The organism is Castellaniella denitrificans, from assembly GCF_042653765.1.
In the GTDB taxonomy this organism is placed as follows: domain Bacteria; phylum Pseudomonadota; class Gammaproteobacteria; order Burkholderiales; family Burkholderiaceae_B; genus Castellaniella; species Castellaniella denitrificans.
Genome location: NZ_JBHSEZ010000028.1, coordinates 565,627 through 582,297 on the forward strand (window position 1 = coordinate 565,627; position 16,671 = coordinate 582,297).

The 16,671-nt window shown below is 66.8% G+C and carries 16 protein-coding genes; 8 read left to right on the forward strand and 8 right to left on the reverse strand.

The genetic code is table 11. The features are described 5' to 3' along the window. Positions 1-8: 8 nt before the first annotated feature. Genes ACFO27_RS14730 through ACFO27_RS14740 form a run of 3 tightly spaced genes read right to left on the reverse strand, consistent with a single transcriptional unit; the run spans position 9 to position 4,083 of the window. Complete coding sequence (locus ACFO27_RS14730) at positions 9-944, reverse strand: LysR family transcriptional regulator (protein WP_376818001.1); 936 nt, start codon at positions 942-944, stop codon at positions 9-11. 50 nt (positions 945-994) lie between these two features. After that, on the reverse strand, positions 995-2,170 hold the full coding sequence (locus ACFO27_RS14735; RefSeq protein WP_376818002.1) for an ABC transporter substrate-binding protein: 1,176 nt from the start codon (positions 2,168-2,170) through the stop codon (positions 995-997). A 26-nt stretch (positions 2,171-2,196) separates the two neighbouring features. Then, positions 2,197-4,083, reverse strand: coding sequence for an FAD-dependent monooxygenase (locus ACFO27_RS14740; RefSeq protein ID WP_376818003.1), 1,887 nt, complete (start codon positions 4,081-4,083; stop codon positions 2,197-2,199). A gap of 248 nt (positions 4,084-4,331) precedes the next feature. Between ACFO27_RS14740 and ACFO27_RS14745 the strand changes: the two genes are divergently transcribed. Beyond that, a complete protein-coding gene (locus ACFO27_RS14745; protein ID WP_376818004.1) occupies positions 4,332-5,171 on the forward strand; it encodes a universal stress protein in 840 nt (279 codons plus the stop codon). A 105-nt stretch (positions 5,172-5,276) separates the two neighbouring features. Here ACFO27_RS14745 and ACFO27_RS14750 read toward each other — a convergent pair whose 3' ends face one another. The 3 genes from ACFO27_RS14750 to ACFO27_RS14760 form a co-directional block, all read right to left on the reverse strand. Next, positions 5,277-5,630, reverse strand: a complete 354-nt coding sequence (locus ACFO27_RS14750; protein WP_376818005.1) for an SPW repeat protein — start codon at positions 5,628-5,630, stop codon at positions 5,277-5,279. Positions 5,631-5,865: 235 nt separating this feature from the next. After that, complete coding sequence (locus ACFO27_RS14755) at positions 5,866-6,849, reverse strand: zinc-dependent alcohol dehydrogenase family protein (RefSeq protein ID WP_376818006.1); 984 nt, start codon at positions 6,847-6,849, stop codon at positions 5,866-5,868. Between the two features lie 17 nt (positions 6,850-6,866). Then, entirely contained in the window at positions 6,867-7,268 is a 402-nt protein-coding gene (locus ACFO27_RS14760; protein WP_376818007.1) for a TraR/DksA C4-type zinc finger protein, read from the reverse strand. Between the two features lie 217 nt (positions 7,269-7,485). On the opposite strand from ACFO27_RS14760, the gene ACFO27_RS14765 reads away from it, so the two are divergent. From ACFO27_RS14765 to ACFO27_RS14785, 5 genes are all read left to right on the forward strand, one after another. Further along, on the forward strand, positions 7,486-7,842 hold the full coding sequence (locus tag ACFO27_RS14765) for a hypothetical protein (protein ID WP_376818008.1): 357 nt from the start codon (positions 7,486-7,488) through the stop codon (positions 7,840-7,842). A 12-nt stretch (positions 7,843-7,854) separates the two neighbouring features. Beyond that, complete coding sequence (locus tag ACFO27_RS14770) at positions 7,855-8,403, forward strand: CBS domain-containing protein (protein WP_376818009.1); 549 nt, start codon at positions 7,855-7,857, stop codon at positions 8,401-8,403. A 199-nt stretch (positions 8,404-8,602) separates the two neighbouring features. Beyond that, positions 8,603-9,679 carry a PAS domain-containing sensor histidine kinase gene (locus ACFO27_RS14775; RefSeq protein WP_376818010.1) on the forward strand — a complete coding sequence of 359 codons (1,077 nt, stop codon included), beginning with the start codon at positions 8,603-8,605 and terminating at the stop codon, positions 9,677-9,679. A gap of 10 nt (positions 9,680-9,689) precedes the next feature. Continuing rightward, the gene (locus ACFO27_RS14780) at positions 9,690-10,361 is read left to right on the forward strand and encodes a response regulator (RefSeq protein ID WP_376818011.1); all 672 of its coding nucleotides are present in this window, start codon (positions 9,690-9,692) and stop codon (positions 10,359-10,361) included. A gap of 194 nt (positions 10,362-10,555) precedes the next feature. After that, positions 10,556-11,344, forward strand: coding sequence for a helix-turn-helix domain-containing protein (locus ACFO27_RS14785; protein WP_376818012.1), 789 nt, complete (start codon positions 10,556-10,558; stop codon positions 11,342-11,344). A 126-nt stretch (positions 11,345-11,470) separates the two neighbouring features. On the opposite strand, the gene ACFO27_RS14790 is transcribed toward ACFO27_RS14785, so the two are convergent. Continuing rightward, positions 11,471-12,748, reverse strand: a complete 1,278-nt coding sequence (locus tag ACFO27_RS14790) for an arsenic transporter (RefSeq protein ID WP_376818013.1) — start codon at positions 12,746-12,748, stop codon at positions 11,471-11,473. Between the two features lie 240 nt (positions 12,749-12,988). Here ACFO27_RS14790 and nadA point away from each other — a divergent pair, with 240 nt between their 5' ends. Together nadA and nadC are read left to right on the forward strand one after the other, a co-directional pair. Beyond that, positions 12,989-14,125, forward strand: coding sequence for a quinolinate synthase NadA (gene nadA, locus ACFO27_RS14795; RefSeq protein ID WP_376818014.1), 1,137 nt, complete (start codon positions 12,989-12,991; stop codon positions 14,123-14,125). Then, complete coding sequence (nadC, locus tag ACFO27_RS14800; RefSeq protein WP_376818015.1) at positions 14,122-15,003, forward strand: carboxylating nicotinate-nucleotide diphosphorylase; 882 nt, start codon at positions 14,122-14,124, stop codon at positions 15,001-15,003. The genes nadA and nadC overlap by 4 nt, the downstream gene beginning before the upstream one ends. A 7-nt stretch (positions 15,004-15,010) precedes the next feature. Here the strand turns inward: nadC and nadB are convergent, their stop codons facing one another. After that, a complete protein-coding gene (gene nadB, locus ACFO27_RS14805) occupies positions 15,011-16,645 on the reverse strand; it encodes an L-aspartate oxidase (protein ID WP_376818016.1) in 1,635 nt (544 codons plus the stop codon). Positions 16,646-16,671: the final 26 nt, after the last annotated feature.

Genomic DNA, 16,671 nt, shown 5'->3' on the forward strand with positions numbered 1-16,671 from the left:
AAGGGAAATCACTGAACCGCGCCGGGCGCGCGCAGCACGTGGCGGATGCAGTCCAGCGCCAGTTCCACCGACCGCGGGTGGTATTCGTTCCGGCGCCAGTACATCGACACCGACCCGAAGCACTGCAGCCGCAGGGGCAGGATGCTCAGCAGGTTCATGTCCGCCAGCGCGCTCGCCGAACGGTGCGAGGCGACGCCGATCGCATCGCTGTTGCGCAGCAGCGCGATGTTGGCGATGACCGAGTTGGACTCGATGTAGTTGGGCGGCAGGCTCAACCCCGCCTCGGCCAGCGCGGTCTCCAGCCCCTTGCGGATCGGCGACCCCTTGGGCCAGACGACCCAGCGGTACTGCCGCACGTCGTCCCAGCCGATGCTGGCGCGGCCGACCAGGGGATGGTCGCGGCGCACGGCCAGGTCGACCGGCTCGGTGTACAGGAACTCGGCCTCGAAGCTCGCCAGGCCCGGATCGTCCTCCATCGTCCGCCCGATGACGATGTCCAGGTCGCCCTGGCTCAACTGGTTCAGCAGCAGGTCCATGGTGCCTTCGACCAGGTCGATGCGCAGGCTGGGCATGCGCGCGGCCATTTCCAGCACGGCGAGCGGGCCGGCCTCGGTCGCCGCCACGCCCGAGGCCCCCAGGGCCACATGCCCCGCCCCGCCCTCCCGCAGGATGTTCATGTCGGCCGCCGCCCGGTCGAGCTGGGCCTCGATGCGGCGGGCGTGCGCGATCAGCGCCTGGCCGTGGACCGTGGGCGTCAATCCACGGGCGTGGCGCTCGAACAGCGTCAGGCCCACGTCGCTTTCCAGGTCCTTGAGCCATTTCGACAGGCCGGGCTGCGTGGTGTGCAGCGCGGCCGCCGAGTGGCTCAGATTACGCGTCTGGGCTAGGCTGAGCAGGAACCTGAGATTGCGCAGGCGGATGCGGTCGGTCCAATCGCTACCCATGTCGGGCTCCCGGATGAAGGAGCGCATCGGCGGCGGGGAACGAACCGGGATCAGCGCTGCTTGCCCGGATCCTTCACGGCCTCGAAGGTCGCGAACTCGATATTCCGCAGCTCGCCGTCGACCCGCTCCAGTTTGCGGATGTATTCATTCTGGATGATATCGCGGGTTTCGGGATCGATCCGCACGGGGCCGCGCGGGCTTTCCCATGCCATGCCCCGGGCGGCCGCCATGAAGGCATCGCCGCCCGCGTCGCCGCCGGTCTTCTCGAGCACCTTGTAGATGAGCTGCATGCCGTCGTAGCCGCCCACCGACATGAAGTTGGCGCGGTCCTGCGGATGGGCCTTGGTGTAGGCACCGACGAACGCCTTGTTTTCCGGCGAATCGTGCGCATCCGAATAATGGAAGGCGGTGATCATGCCCAGCGCGTTGTCGCCCAGCGCGGCCAGGGAGTTTTCGTCGGTCATGTCGCCCGGCCCCATTTCCTTGATGCCCAGCTTGTCCAGCCCCATTTCACGGAAGTTCTTGGCCAGCGCCACCATCGAGCTGCCCGGCGGCACGAAGAAGAAGAGCGCGTCGGGCCGGGTTTCCTTCACGCGCTGCAGGAACGGCGCGTAATCGGGCGTACTGACCGGCGTGCGCACCTCGCCCACCACCTTGCCGCCCAGTTCGGTGAAGGTCTTCTTGAACTGCGCCTGGGCGTCATGCCCGGGGCCGTAGTCCGCCACCAGGATGTAGGCCGACTTGATGTCGTTCTTCACGGCCCACTGGGCGATGGCCCAGGAACTCTGCGGCAGGGTCATCGACACGCGCGCGATGTAGGGCGACTTTTCCGTGATCGAGGACGTGGCCGCGTTCATCACGATCATGGGCACCTTGGCCTCGGTGGCCAGCGGCGCGACCGAGAACGCGTTGGGCGTCAGGTCGAACCCGGCCAGGATGTCGACCTTGTCCTTGATCAGCAGTTCCTGCGCCTGGCGCTTGGCCACCGCCGGGGCGATGCCGGTGTCGTCCTTGACGATCAGCCGGACCTTGCGTCCAGCCACCGTGTCGCCGTGCTGGGCCATGAAGGTCTCGATGCCGTTCTGGATCTGCTTGCCGTAGTCCGAATACGGACCCGACACCGACAGGACCAGGCCGATCTTCAGGTCCTTGGCCTGGGCGGGCAGCGCCAGCGCCGCCCCGCCGATGGACAGGACCGCGACGCCCAGGATTGTGCGCAGTTTCATTGTCTCTCTCCTTTGTGTGACGATGTTCATTGCTGCCGGCTGGCGAAGGTCCGGACGAATCCGGCCAGTTCGTCCGTGGCCGTCAGCGGCAGGACGTTGGCCACGTACTGGTCCGGGCGCACGATCACGATGGCGCCCTGCCGGTCGATGCCGCGCAGCCGGAAAATGTCCTGGTCCGCCAGCGACGCGTAGACGTTTTCCAGGTCGGTCAGGCCATGGGTTCCCACGCGCGGCAGGAACGCCCTGGGCACCCGGCCGATGTCGACGGCGGTGTAGTCCTGCTGGTAGATCACCTTGAGGTCGAACCAGGCGTTCTCGTCCCGGCCGGCCGGCGTATACCCCCGGATGGGGGATTCGGGCGATTCGTCCAGCCAGCGGCCCAGTTCGGCCAGGGGCGAGTCCTCGCCCGCGCGGGCCGCGTCGGCGAACACGTAGACGCGCCAGCGGCCATCCGCCTTCGCCTCGTGCCCCAGGTGCTGCCGGTTGACGTCCGCGACCCGCATGACCTCGGCGGACCGGAAGCGCTTGCCGATCGGGTAGCCCGCGGCCAGGGATTGGTGCGTGGCCGCCGCGGTGATCATGGAAGGTTCGTACCGGGTCATGAAGCCCTGGGCGAATTCGGTGATCCGCAGGTAGGCCTGCTCGAACTCGGCGTGGCTGGCGAAGGCCTCCGCCGATTTGGCCATCTGCGTGGCCCAGCGCAGGTCCTGGTCGATGAGATCCCGGCCGATCTTCTGGCGCTCGGCCGAATAGGTCGACAGCAGGTCGGCGGGACTGCGGCCCTCCAGGACGTGCCCGAGCTTCCAGCCCAGATTGAACCCGTCCTGCATCGAGGCGTTCATGCCCTGCCCCGCCTTGGCGCTGTGGGTGTGGCCGGCGTCTCCGGCGATGAATACGCGCGGCGCGCGGCGCCCGGCATCGGCCTGGGGAACGTCGTCGAAATGGTCGCACAGGCGATGGCCGACTTCGTACACGCTGTGCCAGGCCACCTCGCGCACGTCCAGCCGATAAGGATGGAAGATCCGCTGCGCCCGGGCGACGATCCGCTCGAGCGGCATTTCGCGGATGGCGCCCGCGTCGTCCGCGGGCACCTCGCCCAGATCGACGTACAGGCGGAACAGGAAGCCGCCCTCGCGGGGAATCAGCAGGATGTTGCCGGCTTCCGACTGGATCGCGCACTTGGTGCGGACGTCCGGAAAATCCGTGTCGGCCAGCAGGTCCATGACGCCCCAGGCGTGATTGGACGACACGCCGCGCAGCGCCAGCCCGATCGCCTTGCGCACGCCGCTGCGCCCGCCGTCGGCGCCCACGACGTAGCGGGCCCGGACGATGCGCTCCCGGCCGGGCCCGCCGCCGGCGCGGACCAGCCTCACGGTCACGGGATAGTCGCCCTCGCCGGCCACCGTCAGGCCCTGGAACTCGTAGCCGTAATCGGGCTTCATGCGCGTGGGCGCGTTGGCCATGAACTCGGCGAAATAATCCAGCACCCGGGCCTGGTTGACGGTCAGGTGAGGATATTCGCTGACGTCGTGCGGATCCTCGGCAACGCGGGACACCCGGACGATGTCCGCCGGATTTTGCGGATCCGGTTTCCAGAATACGGTTTCCGTGACCTGGCAGGCCTCGTCGATCAGCCGCTGCGCGAAGCCGAACGCCTCGAACGTTTCGATGCTGCGCGGCTGCAGGCCGTCGGCCAGGCCGACTTCCAGGCGCCCGGTCCGGCGATCGACGATGCGCGTGACGATATCGGGAAACTGGGACAGCTGGGCCGCCGTGATCATGCCGGCGGGTCCCGCGCCGACGATCAGGACGTCCACGCGGTCGGGCAATTCTTCCGGGCGATCGATCCCGGCGCCGGCCGGCGCCTGGATGCGCGGATCGTGCGAAACGTATCCGTGATGATGGTATTTCAATGCGGTCTCCTGGGGGGATTTTCGTAGAGATCTTTTCGCGAGAAGAACTGCTGAATATTCTAGGGTTGGATCACGATGATTTCATATTTTTAAGAATGAAATATTCCTATCATCGATATCGGAAACGGTATACCTCGGCCGGGGACCCGGCCATTCCGACGAAACATTGCGTCAGGTCAATCGCGAAAGATCGCGGCGGGCATAGATTGGATCCCGATATCCGATTGCCCAGCCGACAGGAGGCCGCCATGCTCGGACGTATCGCACTTGACCTGACCAAAGACGACAACCAGGCGCGCCGCGTGCAACTGGCCATTCAGCTGGCGGCGCGCCACAAGGCCGAGCTGATCGGCATCTGCGTCGATCCGCCCATTCCTCGATACGTCTACGACGAAGGGGGAATCTCGCAGCAGATCCTGTCCCAGCTGCAGGAACAATCCACGCAGGAAAAGCTGGAGATCAAAACCCATTTCCTGCAGCAGGCCGCGCTGGCGGGAATCCAGGCCCAATGCCGGATGCCCCAGAGCCCCATCGAAGAAGCCCTGGCGGCGCATGCCCGTTCATGCGATCTGTTGATCATGAGCCAGACGGATATGGCCCAGCCGAACTGGGCCATACCGCCCAGCGTGGTCGATTCCGTGATCATGGCGGCCGGCCGGCCCGTGCTGGTCGCCCCTTACATCGGAGACGCGCATCGGCCCATCGGCCGCAACGTACTGTTCTGCTGGGATTACGGCCGCCGGGCCGCGCGGGCATTGGCCGATGCCGCCCCCCTGCTGCGCGAGGCGTCCCAACTCACCGTCCTGACGGTCGATCCGCAGCCGGACATGCTGCGCGCGCTGGACATCCAGCCGGGGGACCTGGCGGCCTACTGCGCCGCGCATGGCTATCCCGCGCCCAAGACCGTGCACACGGTCAGCGAAGGCGTCGGAGTCGGCAACGCCATCCTGAACGCGGCCACCGATCATGATTGCGACATGATCGTCATGGGCCTCTACAACCGCAGCCGCGTGCGGGAATGGATCCTGGGCGGCACGTCGAAGACCCTGCTGCAATCGATGACCGTCCCGATCCTGTTTTCGCACTAGTTTTCCTAGGCGCGCCTGGAAGAACGGGAGGAAGCGGCCGCATTGGCCGCGGTTCGGACACACCCATGCCGGCCGGCGGCCGGCATGGGCGACGCGCCGGGCCTGCTACGCCGATTGCATCAGCCCGGTCCTCATGGAATCGACGGAGATCACGATGAGTGCGATGCCCACGATCACTGAATTCCAGGTGACGACGGGCAATGAAGAAAATCCGAGCAGCCATGGCGCGATGATCATCCATATGCCCAGCAAGGCCTCCAGCCATGACGTCCATGACCCGAAGGACATGATGGCAAAGACCGCCACGATGACGATGGCCAGGCCCGCGAAATAGTGGTGCCACGCAGGCTCCAGCGCCAGTCTTGCATCTGCCAGAAAATAAGGAATGAGCCAGGGTGAAGCAATGACATATGCACCCAGGATCAGGGCCAGGATCGGCTGCCATCGTTCTTTGTACATGATCGACCTCTCTTATGGATGAAAATTGCGGTGCGCCATTTGGCATGGAAACGATCCGCGAGGATCAGGATCCACGGAAACCGCCCATCCAGGATAAGAGGTCGAAAACCGATAATATTGACGTCAGTCAACGATCGGCTCGAGTTCTTTTTATCATCTCGATTTTCATTTCCGCAGCCGTAAGGCCGATGACTGTCCGGCCGGATGGCGATCGGCGACGCTTGCGAAAAAACGGTCAGGGAACCAGGACGGCCGCGCCGTCGATCCGCCCCTGCCGCAGATCGTCCAGCGCGCGGTTGGCGTCCCGCAAGACGTAGACGGTCGTCTTGGGCGCGATGCCGATCCTGCCGGCTAGTTCCAGGAATTCCCGGCCGTCGCGCCGCGTCAGATTCGCCACGGAGACGAGCGATCTTTCCCCCCACAGCAGGCGGTAGGGCATCGACGGGATGTCCGTCATGTGGATGCCGCCGCACACCACCCGGCCGCCTTTGCGGACGGCGGCGAGCGCCGCCGGCACGAGCGATCCGACGGGCGCGAAGATGATGGCGCCGTCCAGCGGCGCCGGAGGCATGGCATCCGATCCGCCGGCCCAGGCCGCACCCAGCGAGCGCGCCAGCGCCTGGCTCCGCTCGTCGCCAGGACGCGTGAAGGCGTGGAACGCCCTGCCCTCCCAGCGGAGCACCTGCGCGACGAGGTGCGCGGCCGCGCCGAAACCGTACAGGCCGACATGCTGCGCCGCGCCCAGCGCGCGCAGGCACCGCCAGCCGATCAGGCCGGCGCACATCAGGGGAGCTAGCTTGACGGGGTCGGCATCGCCGGGGAGAGGAAACACATACGCCGCCTCGGCGATCACGTGGCTCGCGAATCCGCCATCCCGCGTATGGCCCGTAAAGGCGGCCGACTCGCAGAGATTCTCGTGATCCTCGCGACAATACGCGCAGGCGCCGCACGTGCTCGCCAGCCATGCCACCCCCACCCGCGCGCCCGGAGCGATGCCGGCGACGCCTTCCCCGGCCGCCTCGACGATCCCGACGATCTCGTGCCCCGGCACGATGGGCAGTTTCCGGTCCGGCAGTTCTCCATCCACGACGTGCAGGTCCGTGCGGCACACGGCGCACGCTTCGACGCGCACGCGCACCTGGCCGGGCCCCGGGGACGGAAGATCCCTTTCTTCATGGCACAGGGCACGCCCGGATTGGCGCAGGACCATCGCCTTCATTCGACGCGGTTCCGCCATCATGGCCGCCCCAGCCGGACCGGACGATCATGGCCCTGGCGTCGTTCGTAAGCCTGCTGGCACGCGGCACAACGCAGCGCGGCAGGCAGGGCAAGCAAGCGCGCCCGCGAAATCGCACGCCCGCAATCCTCGCATGCGCCGTAGCATCCATCCTCGATCCGCCGCAATGCCGCATCCGCGGCACGAGCCCGCTGATGATCGATGGCGGTTTCGACCTTGTCGATTTCTTCCTCGCGCCAGGCTTCGGCGCGTTCAGCCCGGTCCGGAACTTCTCCATCCCTCGTCGCAAGCGGCGACAGACCGCGGATTTCGGCAGTCAGGGCCTCGTTCAGGGCATCGTCGCGCAGGCGGATCAGCCTGTCTTTCAGGACTTCCAGCACAGATTCAGGCAAATGCCCCATCTTCGTTCTCCCGATCCGGATTCTGGATTTCGGCAAAGGGATCGTTCTCCGCTCCATCCCATCCTAACCGCAGTGCCGCATGCCCCATTGATGCGCATCAATCCCCGCGAAGATGCTTCGATCGGGTCCCTCTGCCGAGTACTGACGGAAGTCAAGAAACCGGAATGCATGAAATGCATACTGATGGCGTGATACGTGGTCAGGCAAGGAGATCGCCATGGAACGGAACGACACATCGACGTCGCTTTACAAGGCCGGGGCAACCATCATGCTCGACGCCTGGAGAACCTACTTTACCCACATGGAGCGCTTGCGGGACATGCAGCGCCGCGCCGACGCCGAATTCGCCGAGGCCGCCACACAATGCGCGGGCAAGCTGAAAAACGCCAGCGACATGGCGCAGTGCGCTTCCTGGCAGCAACAAGCGTACGCCGAGCAGATCGGCCGCTGGAACCAGTACATGCTGGAACTGGTCCGGACCGTCCTGGACGGGCAGGCCACCGCCCCGTCCGCGAATCGCAAGTCCGATCCACAGCGGGCGGAATCCGATCCACAGCGGGCGGGCGCGCATTGACTGGTGCGCATCATGGCCGCGATCCCCCGCATCCTGCTCAGCCCGCGCCAGCCGCACCCCGATCGGCCCGCCGCTCCCGATTCCGGAGAAAACCCCATGCTTGCGCACGCAGTAATGACCGCCTCCCCGCTGAGCGTCGGCATCGGAACCACCGTATCGGAGATCATTCACATCATGCTGCGCAGAAACATCAGCGCGGTCATGGTGACTGCGAACGACGGCTCGCTGGCCGGCGTGGTCAGCGAAGGCGATCTCATCAGGCGAAAGGGCGGCGGCCACCAGCAAAGGCTGAATCATTGGCTGGACCGTCTGGCCGAAGGCGGGCCGATGAATCTTGAATTCCTGCACAGCCTGCAACTTGGCGAGATGACGGCGGCAAGCGTCATGACGAGCCCGGTCATCACGCGGGACGAACGGACGAGCCTCGCGGAAATCGCGGAGGTGATGTTGAAATACGGCATCAAACGGGTTCCCATCACCCGGGAGGGAAAGATCGTCGGCCTCGTCGGCCGCCGCGACATCCTGCGCACGCTCGTGGAACAGGAAGCCCGACCGGATTGAACGGCCTGCCCGCGGGAGGCGCCGCCGGCACCTCCCGTTTCCGGTTGAGATCACTTGAAACCCGCATGGAATCTGCATGCGCCTTCTGCCGGAAACAGGCCCGCTGGCGTAAAATTGCAGCTTGCCCTTCCTGCGGTTCGAAATGACGGATTCGCCTGCCTGACCCTTCCGGATCCAGGAGTTCATCGGGGATGATGCAATGATCGATTCGTTCACGCTCCCCCCGCTTGCCGACATCGTCCGCTCCACCGGCGAATCGATCATCGCGGTCGATGCGGCGCATCGCGTCGTCCTGTTCAATCGCGCGGCGGAAAAGGCGTTTCTCTATGACGCGGAACAGGTGATAGGCCGGGACCTGGACATCCTCATCCCCGCCCGCTTCCGCAAGGCCCATGCGGAACACACCGCGCGTTTTCAGGCCACGGGCATTTCCAGACACAGCATGGGGCCGGGCATGCCGCTGTGGGGCCTGAAGGCCAACGGCGAGGAATTCCCCATGGAGGCGTCGATCTCCCGGATCAAAACGCCGACGGGCGTCTACCTGACGGTCTTTCTCCGCGACATCACGGAACGGTTGCAGGCCGAGCAGGCATTGCGCGCCTCGCGCGACGAACTCACACGGCTGTCCAATGCATTGCTGCGCGAGCGGGAGCAGGAAAAAAGGCACATCGCGCGGGAATTGCACGACGACATCGGCCAGATCCTGACGGCCCTTTCGATGGAACTATCCCAGCTCGAAGCGGCCTTGCCCCCATCCCTCGCGGCCGGGCCCGGCCACATAGACGCGATGCGGCACCTGATCAAGAGCGCGTTCACTTCCCTGCGCCGCATCGCGTCCGACCTGCGGCCCGTCATGCTGGACGACCTCGGCCTGCCCGCCGCGGTCGAATGGCTCACTTCGGACTTCATTTCCCGCTACGGCGTCGATGTGAAAACCCGCATCGATGTCGGGCAGCAGGAATTTTCGACCGTGATGAGCACCGTGCTGTTTCGCGTCGCCCAGGAAGCGCTGACGAACATCGCAAAGCACGCGCGCGCGACGAACGTCCTGCTGGAGCTCTATTGCGCCGAGGCGCAGTGCGCCTTGATCGTGCAGGACAACGGCATGGGCACGACGCCCGAACATCTGGCCAGGGCGCTGCCCAAGCGCCTGGGCCTGCTGGGCATGCGGGAACGCGTGCGCCTGTTGAACGGCACCGTATCGATCCACACCCGCCCCAAGGGGGGCCTCCGGCTGGAAGTGCTCGTGCCCTTGGAACAACCGGGTTCCCCGTAGGAAGACGCCCATGATTTCGCTATTGCTCGCGGACGATCACACGCTGCTGCGCGAAGGCCTGAAGCGCCTGCTCCATCAAACCAGCGATATCGTCGTGGAGGGCGAAGCGGGCAACGGCCAGGAGGCGCTGGCCCTTCTGGCCCGGCGGCACTGGGATGTGCTGGTGCTCGACATGTCGATGCCCGGGCGCGACGGCATCGACCTGATACGCCAGATCCGGGCGGAATACCCCAAGGTTCCCATCCTGGTGCTGACCATGCATGGGGAACAACAATATGCGGTCCGGGCGATCAAGGCCGGCGCGGCGGGCTACCTGACCAAGGACGGCGCGGCGGAAGAACTGGTCCAGGCGGTGCGCAAAGTGGCGATGGGCGGACATTTCCTCAGCCAGGCGCTGGCGGAAAGCATTGCGTTCGAACGGCATGGCAGCCATGACGATACCCCCCATCTCCTGCTGTCGGATCGCGAATTCACCGTTTTTCAGTTGCTCGCGGAAGGCCAGACCAATTCCGAGATCGCCCGGCGCCTGTTCATCAGCGTCAAGACCGTCAGCACCTACAAGACCCGGCTGTTCGTCAAGATGCATATGCGCAACCAGACCGACCTGGTCCGTTATGCAATCAGGCACCGCCTCGTCGATGAGCAGGAAACCATGGACCTGCATCCGGAAAATCCGGAATAGGCTCCGGACATTCCGAAACGTCGCGGCCATGCCCGGCGACACGTGGGCGGAGCCCGTAGAAATATTCCTACATCCGTAGTCCTTTTCGGCGGGAACTATCCGAATCCGCCGATAGCGCGATCGGCTTCGCCCCGGCAATACTGACCATCGTCACCCGTTCGAACCGTGGCCCACCCGGCCACATGAGGCATGCAATGAACACCGTCCATATGCCAGCCGGGAGCGGCAGCCTGCGCGATCCGGGACCCCACCCCCGGCCACTCGTCCCACACGCCCCTCCTCCCGCCCCATGCAGGCTGGCCGCCGCGGGAACATGTCCGGTTGCCGACCTATGCCGCAACATAAAAAATGGCGGCCGCCAGCCGTTCCCGGGCGGTGTCATCGATCGCCGCCCCATACATCGGGGACAGTCCCTCTATCGCGCCGGCGATGCCTGTTTCAATCTTTATCAGCTGTATGCCGGATCGATGAAACTGCGCATCACGAACTGCACCGGCATGGAGCAGATTGTGTCCTTTCCCATGGCGGGCGCATTGCTGGGCCTCGACGGCATAGAAACCGGAAAATACGTGTGCACCGCGGTCGCCCTGGAAGACTCCCTGGTATGCGTCCTGCCGTTTTCCGATCTGGTGGCCTGTTCCAGGGCCGATGTGATGGCGATACTGCAGCTGAACAGGGCGATCGCGCAAGAGACGAATCACTGCAGGCGCCTGCTGATCGTTCTGGCAAGCATGAATAGCGAAGAACGCATTGCCAGCTTCCTACTGGACATCTCGGAGCGGATGGCCGCCAGCGGCTACTCCGCGCGGGAGTTCGTCCTGAAGATGACCCGCGAAGATATCGCCCTCCATCTGGGCATGAAGCTCGAGACGGTCAGCCGCGTGCTCACCCGCCTGCAGCTTGCGCACATCCTGGACGTCAGGCGGCGGCACCTGAGCATACGCAACCCGGAAGCCCTGAGCAGGCTGGGCGCCAGCCAGTGACGGCGGCCCCCATCCGATCCGCCACCGCATCGCCGCGGCACCCGATCCCGCCAGCCGCGGGAGCGCATCGTCGACCATCGTCAATAGCGTCCGGGACCGGCGTCGCACAATGGCTTGTCGGGCTGCTCAGCCGATCCGCCAGGCCAGCGTCGCCAGCGCAGTGGCGAGCACCGGCAGCGTCAGCGCCAGCCCCATGCGGCAGTATTGCCCCCAACCGATGCGGATGTCCCGGCCGCGCAACACGTGCAGCCACAGCAGCGTGGCCAGGCTGCCGATGGGCGTCAGCTTGGGGCCCAGGTCGCAGCCGATCACGTGCGCGTAGATCATGGCTTCGCGCACGACGCCATGCGCCTGGGACGCCTCGATCGACAGGGCGCCGATCAGGACCGTGGGCAGGTTGTTCATCAGGGAGGACAGGACCGCGCTCAGCAGGCCCGTGCCCAGAGTGGCCGTCCAGACGCCCTGCCCGGCCAGCCAGTCCAGCGCCCGCGTCAGGAACTCCGTCAGGCCCGCATGGCGCAGGCCGTAGACCACCAGGTACATTCCCAGGGCGAACACGATGATCTGCCAGGGGGCTCCGCGCACCCGGCGCAGGACCGGGATGCGCCCGCCTCGCGCGGCGACCAGGGCCAGCGCCAGGGCGCCGGCCGCCGCCGTGGCGCTGACGGGAATGCCCAGGGGCTCCAGCACGAAGAAGCCCAGCAGCAGCCACGCCAGCACGCCCCACCCCGCCAGGAACGTCGGCCGGTCGCGCACGACGGTCGCCGGCGCCGGCAGCCGCTGCGCGTCGTAACGCGGCGGGATGGCGCGGCGGAACACCAGGCCCAGGACCGCCAGCGAAGCGAGGATGGCCGCGAGATCGACCGGCGCCATGACGGCCGCGTAGCGGGCGAAGCCGATGCCGAAGTAATCCGCCGTGACGATGTTGACCAGGTTGGACACCACCAGCGGCAGGCTGGCGGTGTCGGCGATGAAACCGGCCGCCATGACGAAGGCCAGCGTCGCCCGGGGCGAGAACCGCAGCGCCGCCAGCATGGCGACGACGATGGGCGTCAGGATCAGCGCCGCGCCGTCATTGTTGAACAGCGCGCTGACGCCGGCGCCCAGCAGGATCATCAGGACGAACAGACGCCCGCCCCGGCCCCCGCCCCAGCGGGCCATGTGCAGGGCGGCCCACTCGAAGAAGCCGGCGGCCTCCAGCAGGAGGCTGATGATCACGACCGCGACGAAGGTCCCGGTGGCGTTCCAGACGATCCCCCAGACCACCGGGATGTCCGCCGGCTGGATGACGCCGGTCAGCAGCGCCAGCCCGGCGCCCAGGCAGGCGCTCCAGCCGATGCCCAGGCCGCGCGGCTGCCAGATGACCAGCGCCAGCGTCAGGACGAACAGGGCCAGGGCGAGCATCAGTTTCCCGGAACGAGGAAGACGGTCATGAGAGGAGGCACATCGGGGGTGGCGCGAATTATAACGGCGATGGCTGCGATTTCCATCCACGCGGAGTCCGCCGGAAAGCGGGCGAGGCGGCGAACCGGGTCCGTCCGGAGCGCCGATGCCCTTTGCGCGCGCAAGGGCGCGCCGGGCGGTGCGGGCGGCTTTGTCGTATGATGGTCTTCTCCCCGTTTTTCCGCTTCGATCCCAACCATCATGCCCTCAGGTACCCGAATCGTCGAATTCGACCGCCCGGACATGGCCGTCGGCACCCACACGGTAGCCGAGGCCTGGGCCCGGGTGAATCCGCCGCTGTCCCCCCGGGAACGCGAATTCCAGAAGGACCGCGTCCGGCGCCTGCTGAAATCCCGCAACGCCGCCCTGGTCGCGCATTATTACGTGGACGCCGACATCCAGGACCTGGCCGAGGAAACCGGCGGCTGCGTCTCCGATTCCCTGGAAATGGCGCGCTTCGGGCGCGACCACGCGGCCGATACCCTGGTGGTCTCGGGCGTGCGCTTCATGGGCGAGACGGCCAAGATCCTCTCCCCCGAGAAACGCATCCTGATGCCCGACCTGGACGCCACCTGTTCCCTGGACCTGGGCTGCGATCCGGTGGCCTTCGCCGCGTTCCGGGCGCGGCACCCCGACCGCACGGTCGTGGTGTACGCCAACACCAGCGCCGCCGTGAAGGCCCAGGCCGACTGGATGGTGACGTCCTCCATCGGTCTGGACATCGTCTCCGAACTCCACCGCCAGGGCAAGAAGATCCTCTGGGCGCCCGACCGCCACCTGGGCTCCTACATCCAGCGCGAAACCGGCGCGGACATGGTGCTCTGGCAGGGGTCCTGCACCGTGCACGATGAATTCAAGGGCATCGAGCTGGACCTGATGCGCAAGGAGCACCCGGGCGCCTTGGTGCTGGTGCACCCCGAATCGCCCGCCTCCGTCGTGGCCCAGGCCGACGTCGTAGGCTCGACCTCGCGGCTGCTGGCGGCCGTGACCGAATCGCCGGCCACGACCTTCATCGTCGCCACCGACCAGGGCCTGCTGCACAAGATGCGCCTGGCCGCGCCGGGCAAGACCTTCATCGCCGCGCCCACGGCCGGCGAATCCGCCACCTGCAAGAGCTGTGCCCACTGTCCCTGGATGGCCATGAATTCCCTCAAGGGCGTGGCCGACGCGCTGGAATTCGGCACCAACGAAGTCCACCTGGATCCGGCCCTGGGCCGCCAGGCCAAGGTCTGCATCGACCGCATGCTGGACTTCGCCGCCGCGCGCCGCCGCGACACGCGCCCCGGTCCCGACCTCGCGCAGGAACAGGCCCTGTTTTCCGGGATCGGTCCGGCATGAGTCCTTCCACGCCCCCTTCCACGCTGCGCAATCCCCACGCCCCCTTCCCGCCCGCCCTGCAGTCGTCCTTCGAGGCCAACATCGAGCGCGCCCTGGCCGAGGACATCGGCCCGGGCGACCTCACCGGCCTGCTGATCCCGGAAGAACAGGTCGAGGCCGCCCGCGTCATCGTGCGCGAACCCGCCGTGCTGTGCGGCGCGCCCTGGTTCGAGGCGGTGATGCACCGGGTGGACGAGCGCATCCTGCTCGACTGGGCCTACGCCGAAGGCGACCTGATGGAGGCCGATTCCGTGGTCTGCCGCCTGCACGGCCCCGCGCGCGCCCTGCTGACCGCCGAGCGCACGGCCCTGAACTTCCTGCAGCTGCTGTCGGGCGTGGCCACGGCCACCCGCCGCTACGTGGACCTGACGGCCGGCACCCGCGCGGCCATCCTGGACACCCGCAAGACGCTGCCCGGCCTGCGCCTGGCCGAGAAATACGCCGTGCGCGTGGGCGGCGGCCGGAACCAGCGCCTGGCCCTGTACGACGGCATCCTGATCAAGGAAAACCACATCATGGCGGCCGGCGGCATCGCCGCCGCCCTGCGGGCCGCGCAGGAAGTCTCGGGCGGCGCTCCGGTCCAGATCGAGGTCGAATCGCTGGACGAACTGCGGCAGGCGCTGGACGCCGGCGCCGTGTCCGTCCTGCTGGACAATTTCAGCCTGGACGATCTGGCCGCGGCGGTCGCGCTGAACGCCGGCCGCGCCCTGCTGGAAGCCTCCGGCGGCATCCGCCACGACACCGTGCGCGCGATCGCCCAGACGGGCGTGGACCGGATTTCCATCGGCAGCCTGACCAAGGACATCCAGGCCGTCGATTATTCCCTGCGGATCGTCTGAGAAGGCCTCAGCGGAAGCCGTCCTCCGGCGTCATCACGGTGGGCATCGCCCGCGGCAGCGTCCAGGGGAAATCCTGGCAATAGTGCAGGCCGCGGCTTTCCTTGCGCGAGAGCGCGGCGGCCACCACCAGGGCCGCGACCTGGATCAGGTTGCGGCATTCCAGCAGGTCGCTGGTGACCCGGTGCTCCTGGTAATACGATTCGATTTCCTGGTCCAGCAGGCTGATGCGCTGGCGCGCGCGGCCCAGGCGCTTCTGCGTGCGCACGATGCCGACATAATTGGACATGAGGCGGCGGACCTCGTCCCAGGCGTGCGTGACCAGCACGGCCTCGGAACTGTCCCGCGCCCGGCTGTCGTCCCATTCCGGTACCCGGCCCGGCAGGGGCTCCGCCGCGGGCTGGGCGTCGATGTCGTGCGCGGCGTTGCGGCCGATCACCAGGCATTCCAGCAGCGAATTGCTGGCCAGGCGGTTGGCGCCGTGCAGGCCGGTGTAGGCGGTTTCCCCCACCGCATACAGGCCGGGGATGTCGGTGCGGCCATTCATGTCGACCACCACCCCGCCGCAGGTGAAATGCATCGCCGGCACCACCGGGATCGGTTCGCGGGTCATGTCGATGCCGAATTCCAGGCAGCGGGCGTGGATGGTCGGGAAGTGCTCGCGGATGAATTCGGCCGGCCGGTGGCTGATGTCCAGGTCGACGTGGGTCAGGCCGCGCTTCTTGATCTCGAAGTCGATGGCGCGGGCCACCACGTCGCGCGGGGCCAGTTCCAGCCGCTCGTCGTGCCACTGCATGAAACGCTCGCCCGCCTGGGCGCCGGCCGAGGCCGGCAGGCGCAGCACCCCGCCCTCTCCGCGCACGGCTTCGGAGATCAGGAAGGACTTGGCCTGCGGATGGTACATGCAGGTCGGGTGGAACTGCATGAATTCCATGTTGGCCACGCGGCAGCCCGCCCGCCAGGCCATGGCGATGCCGTCGCCGGTGGAGGTGTCGGGGTTGCTGGTGTGCAGGTAGACCTTGCCCGCGCCGCCCGTGGCCAGCACCACGTGGGACGCCAGGATGGTGTGCACGCGGTCGGCGCGCTCGTCGTAGACATAGGCGCCCAGGCAGCGGGCCGGACGGTCGGCCGGGATCGGCCCCTCGCCGGCCAGGATGCGGCTGGTGATGAGCTCGACCCCGGAATGGTATTCCAGCAGGGTGATATTGCGGTGGGCGCGGACCTGCTGCTCCAGGGTGAGCTGGACCAGATGGCCGGTGGCGTCGGCCGCGTGGATGATGCGCCGCTGGCTGTGGCCGCCCTCGCGGGTCAGGTGGAAGCCCAGTTCGGCGCCCTGGTCGGGCGTGAAGGGCACGCCCAGCTCGATCAGCCAGTCGATGGCCGAGCGGCCCTGTTCGACGATGTGGCGCGTGGCGTCGGTGTCGCACAGGCCGGCGCCCGCCACCAGCGTGTCGGCGATGTGCTCGTCATGGCTGTCCTGGGAGTCCAGCACGGCGGCGATGCCGCCCTGGGCCCAGTTGCTGGCGCCGTCCAGCAGGGCTTTCTTCGACAGCACGGCGACTTTCTTGTCGGCCGCCAGGTGGAGCGCCACCGTCAGGCCGGACAGGCCGCTGCCGATGATCAGGACATCATATTGGTGATTCATGACACTTCTTGGTTGAGTGATCGAGT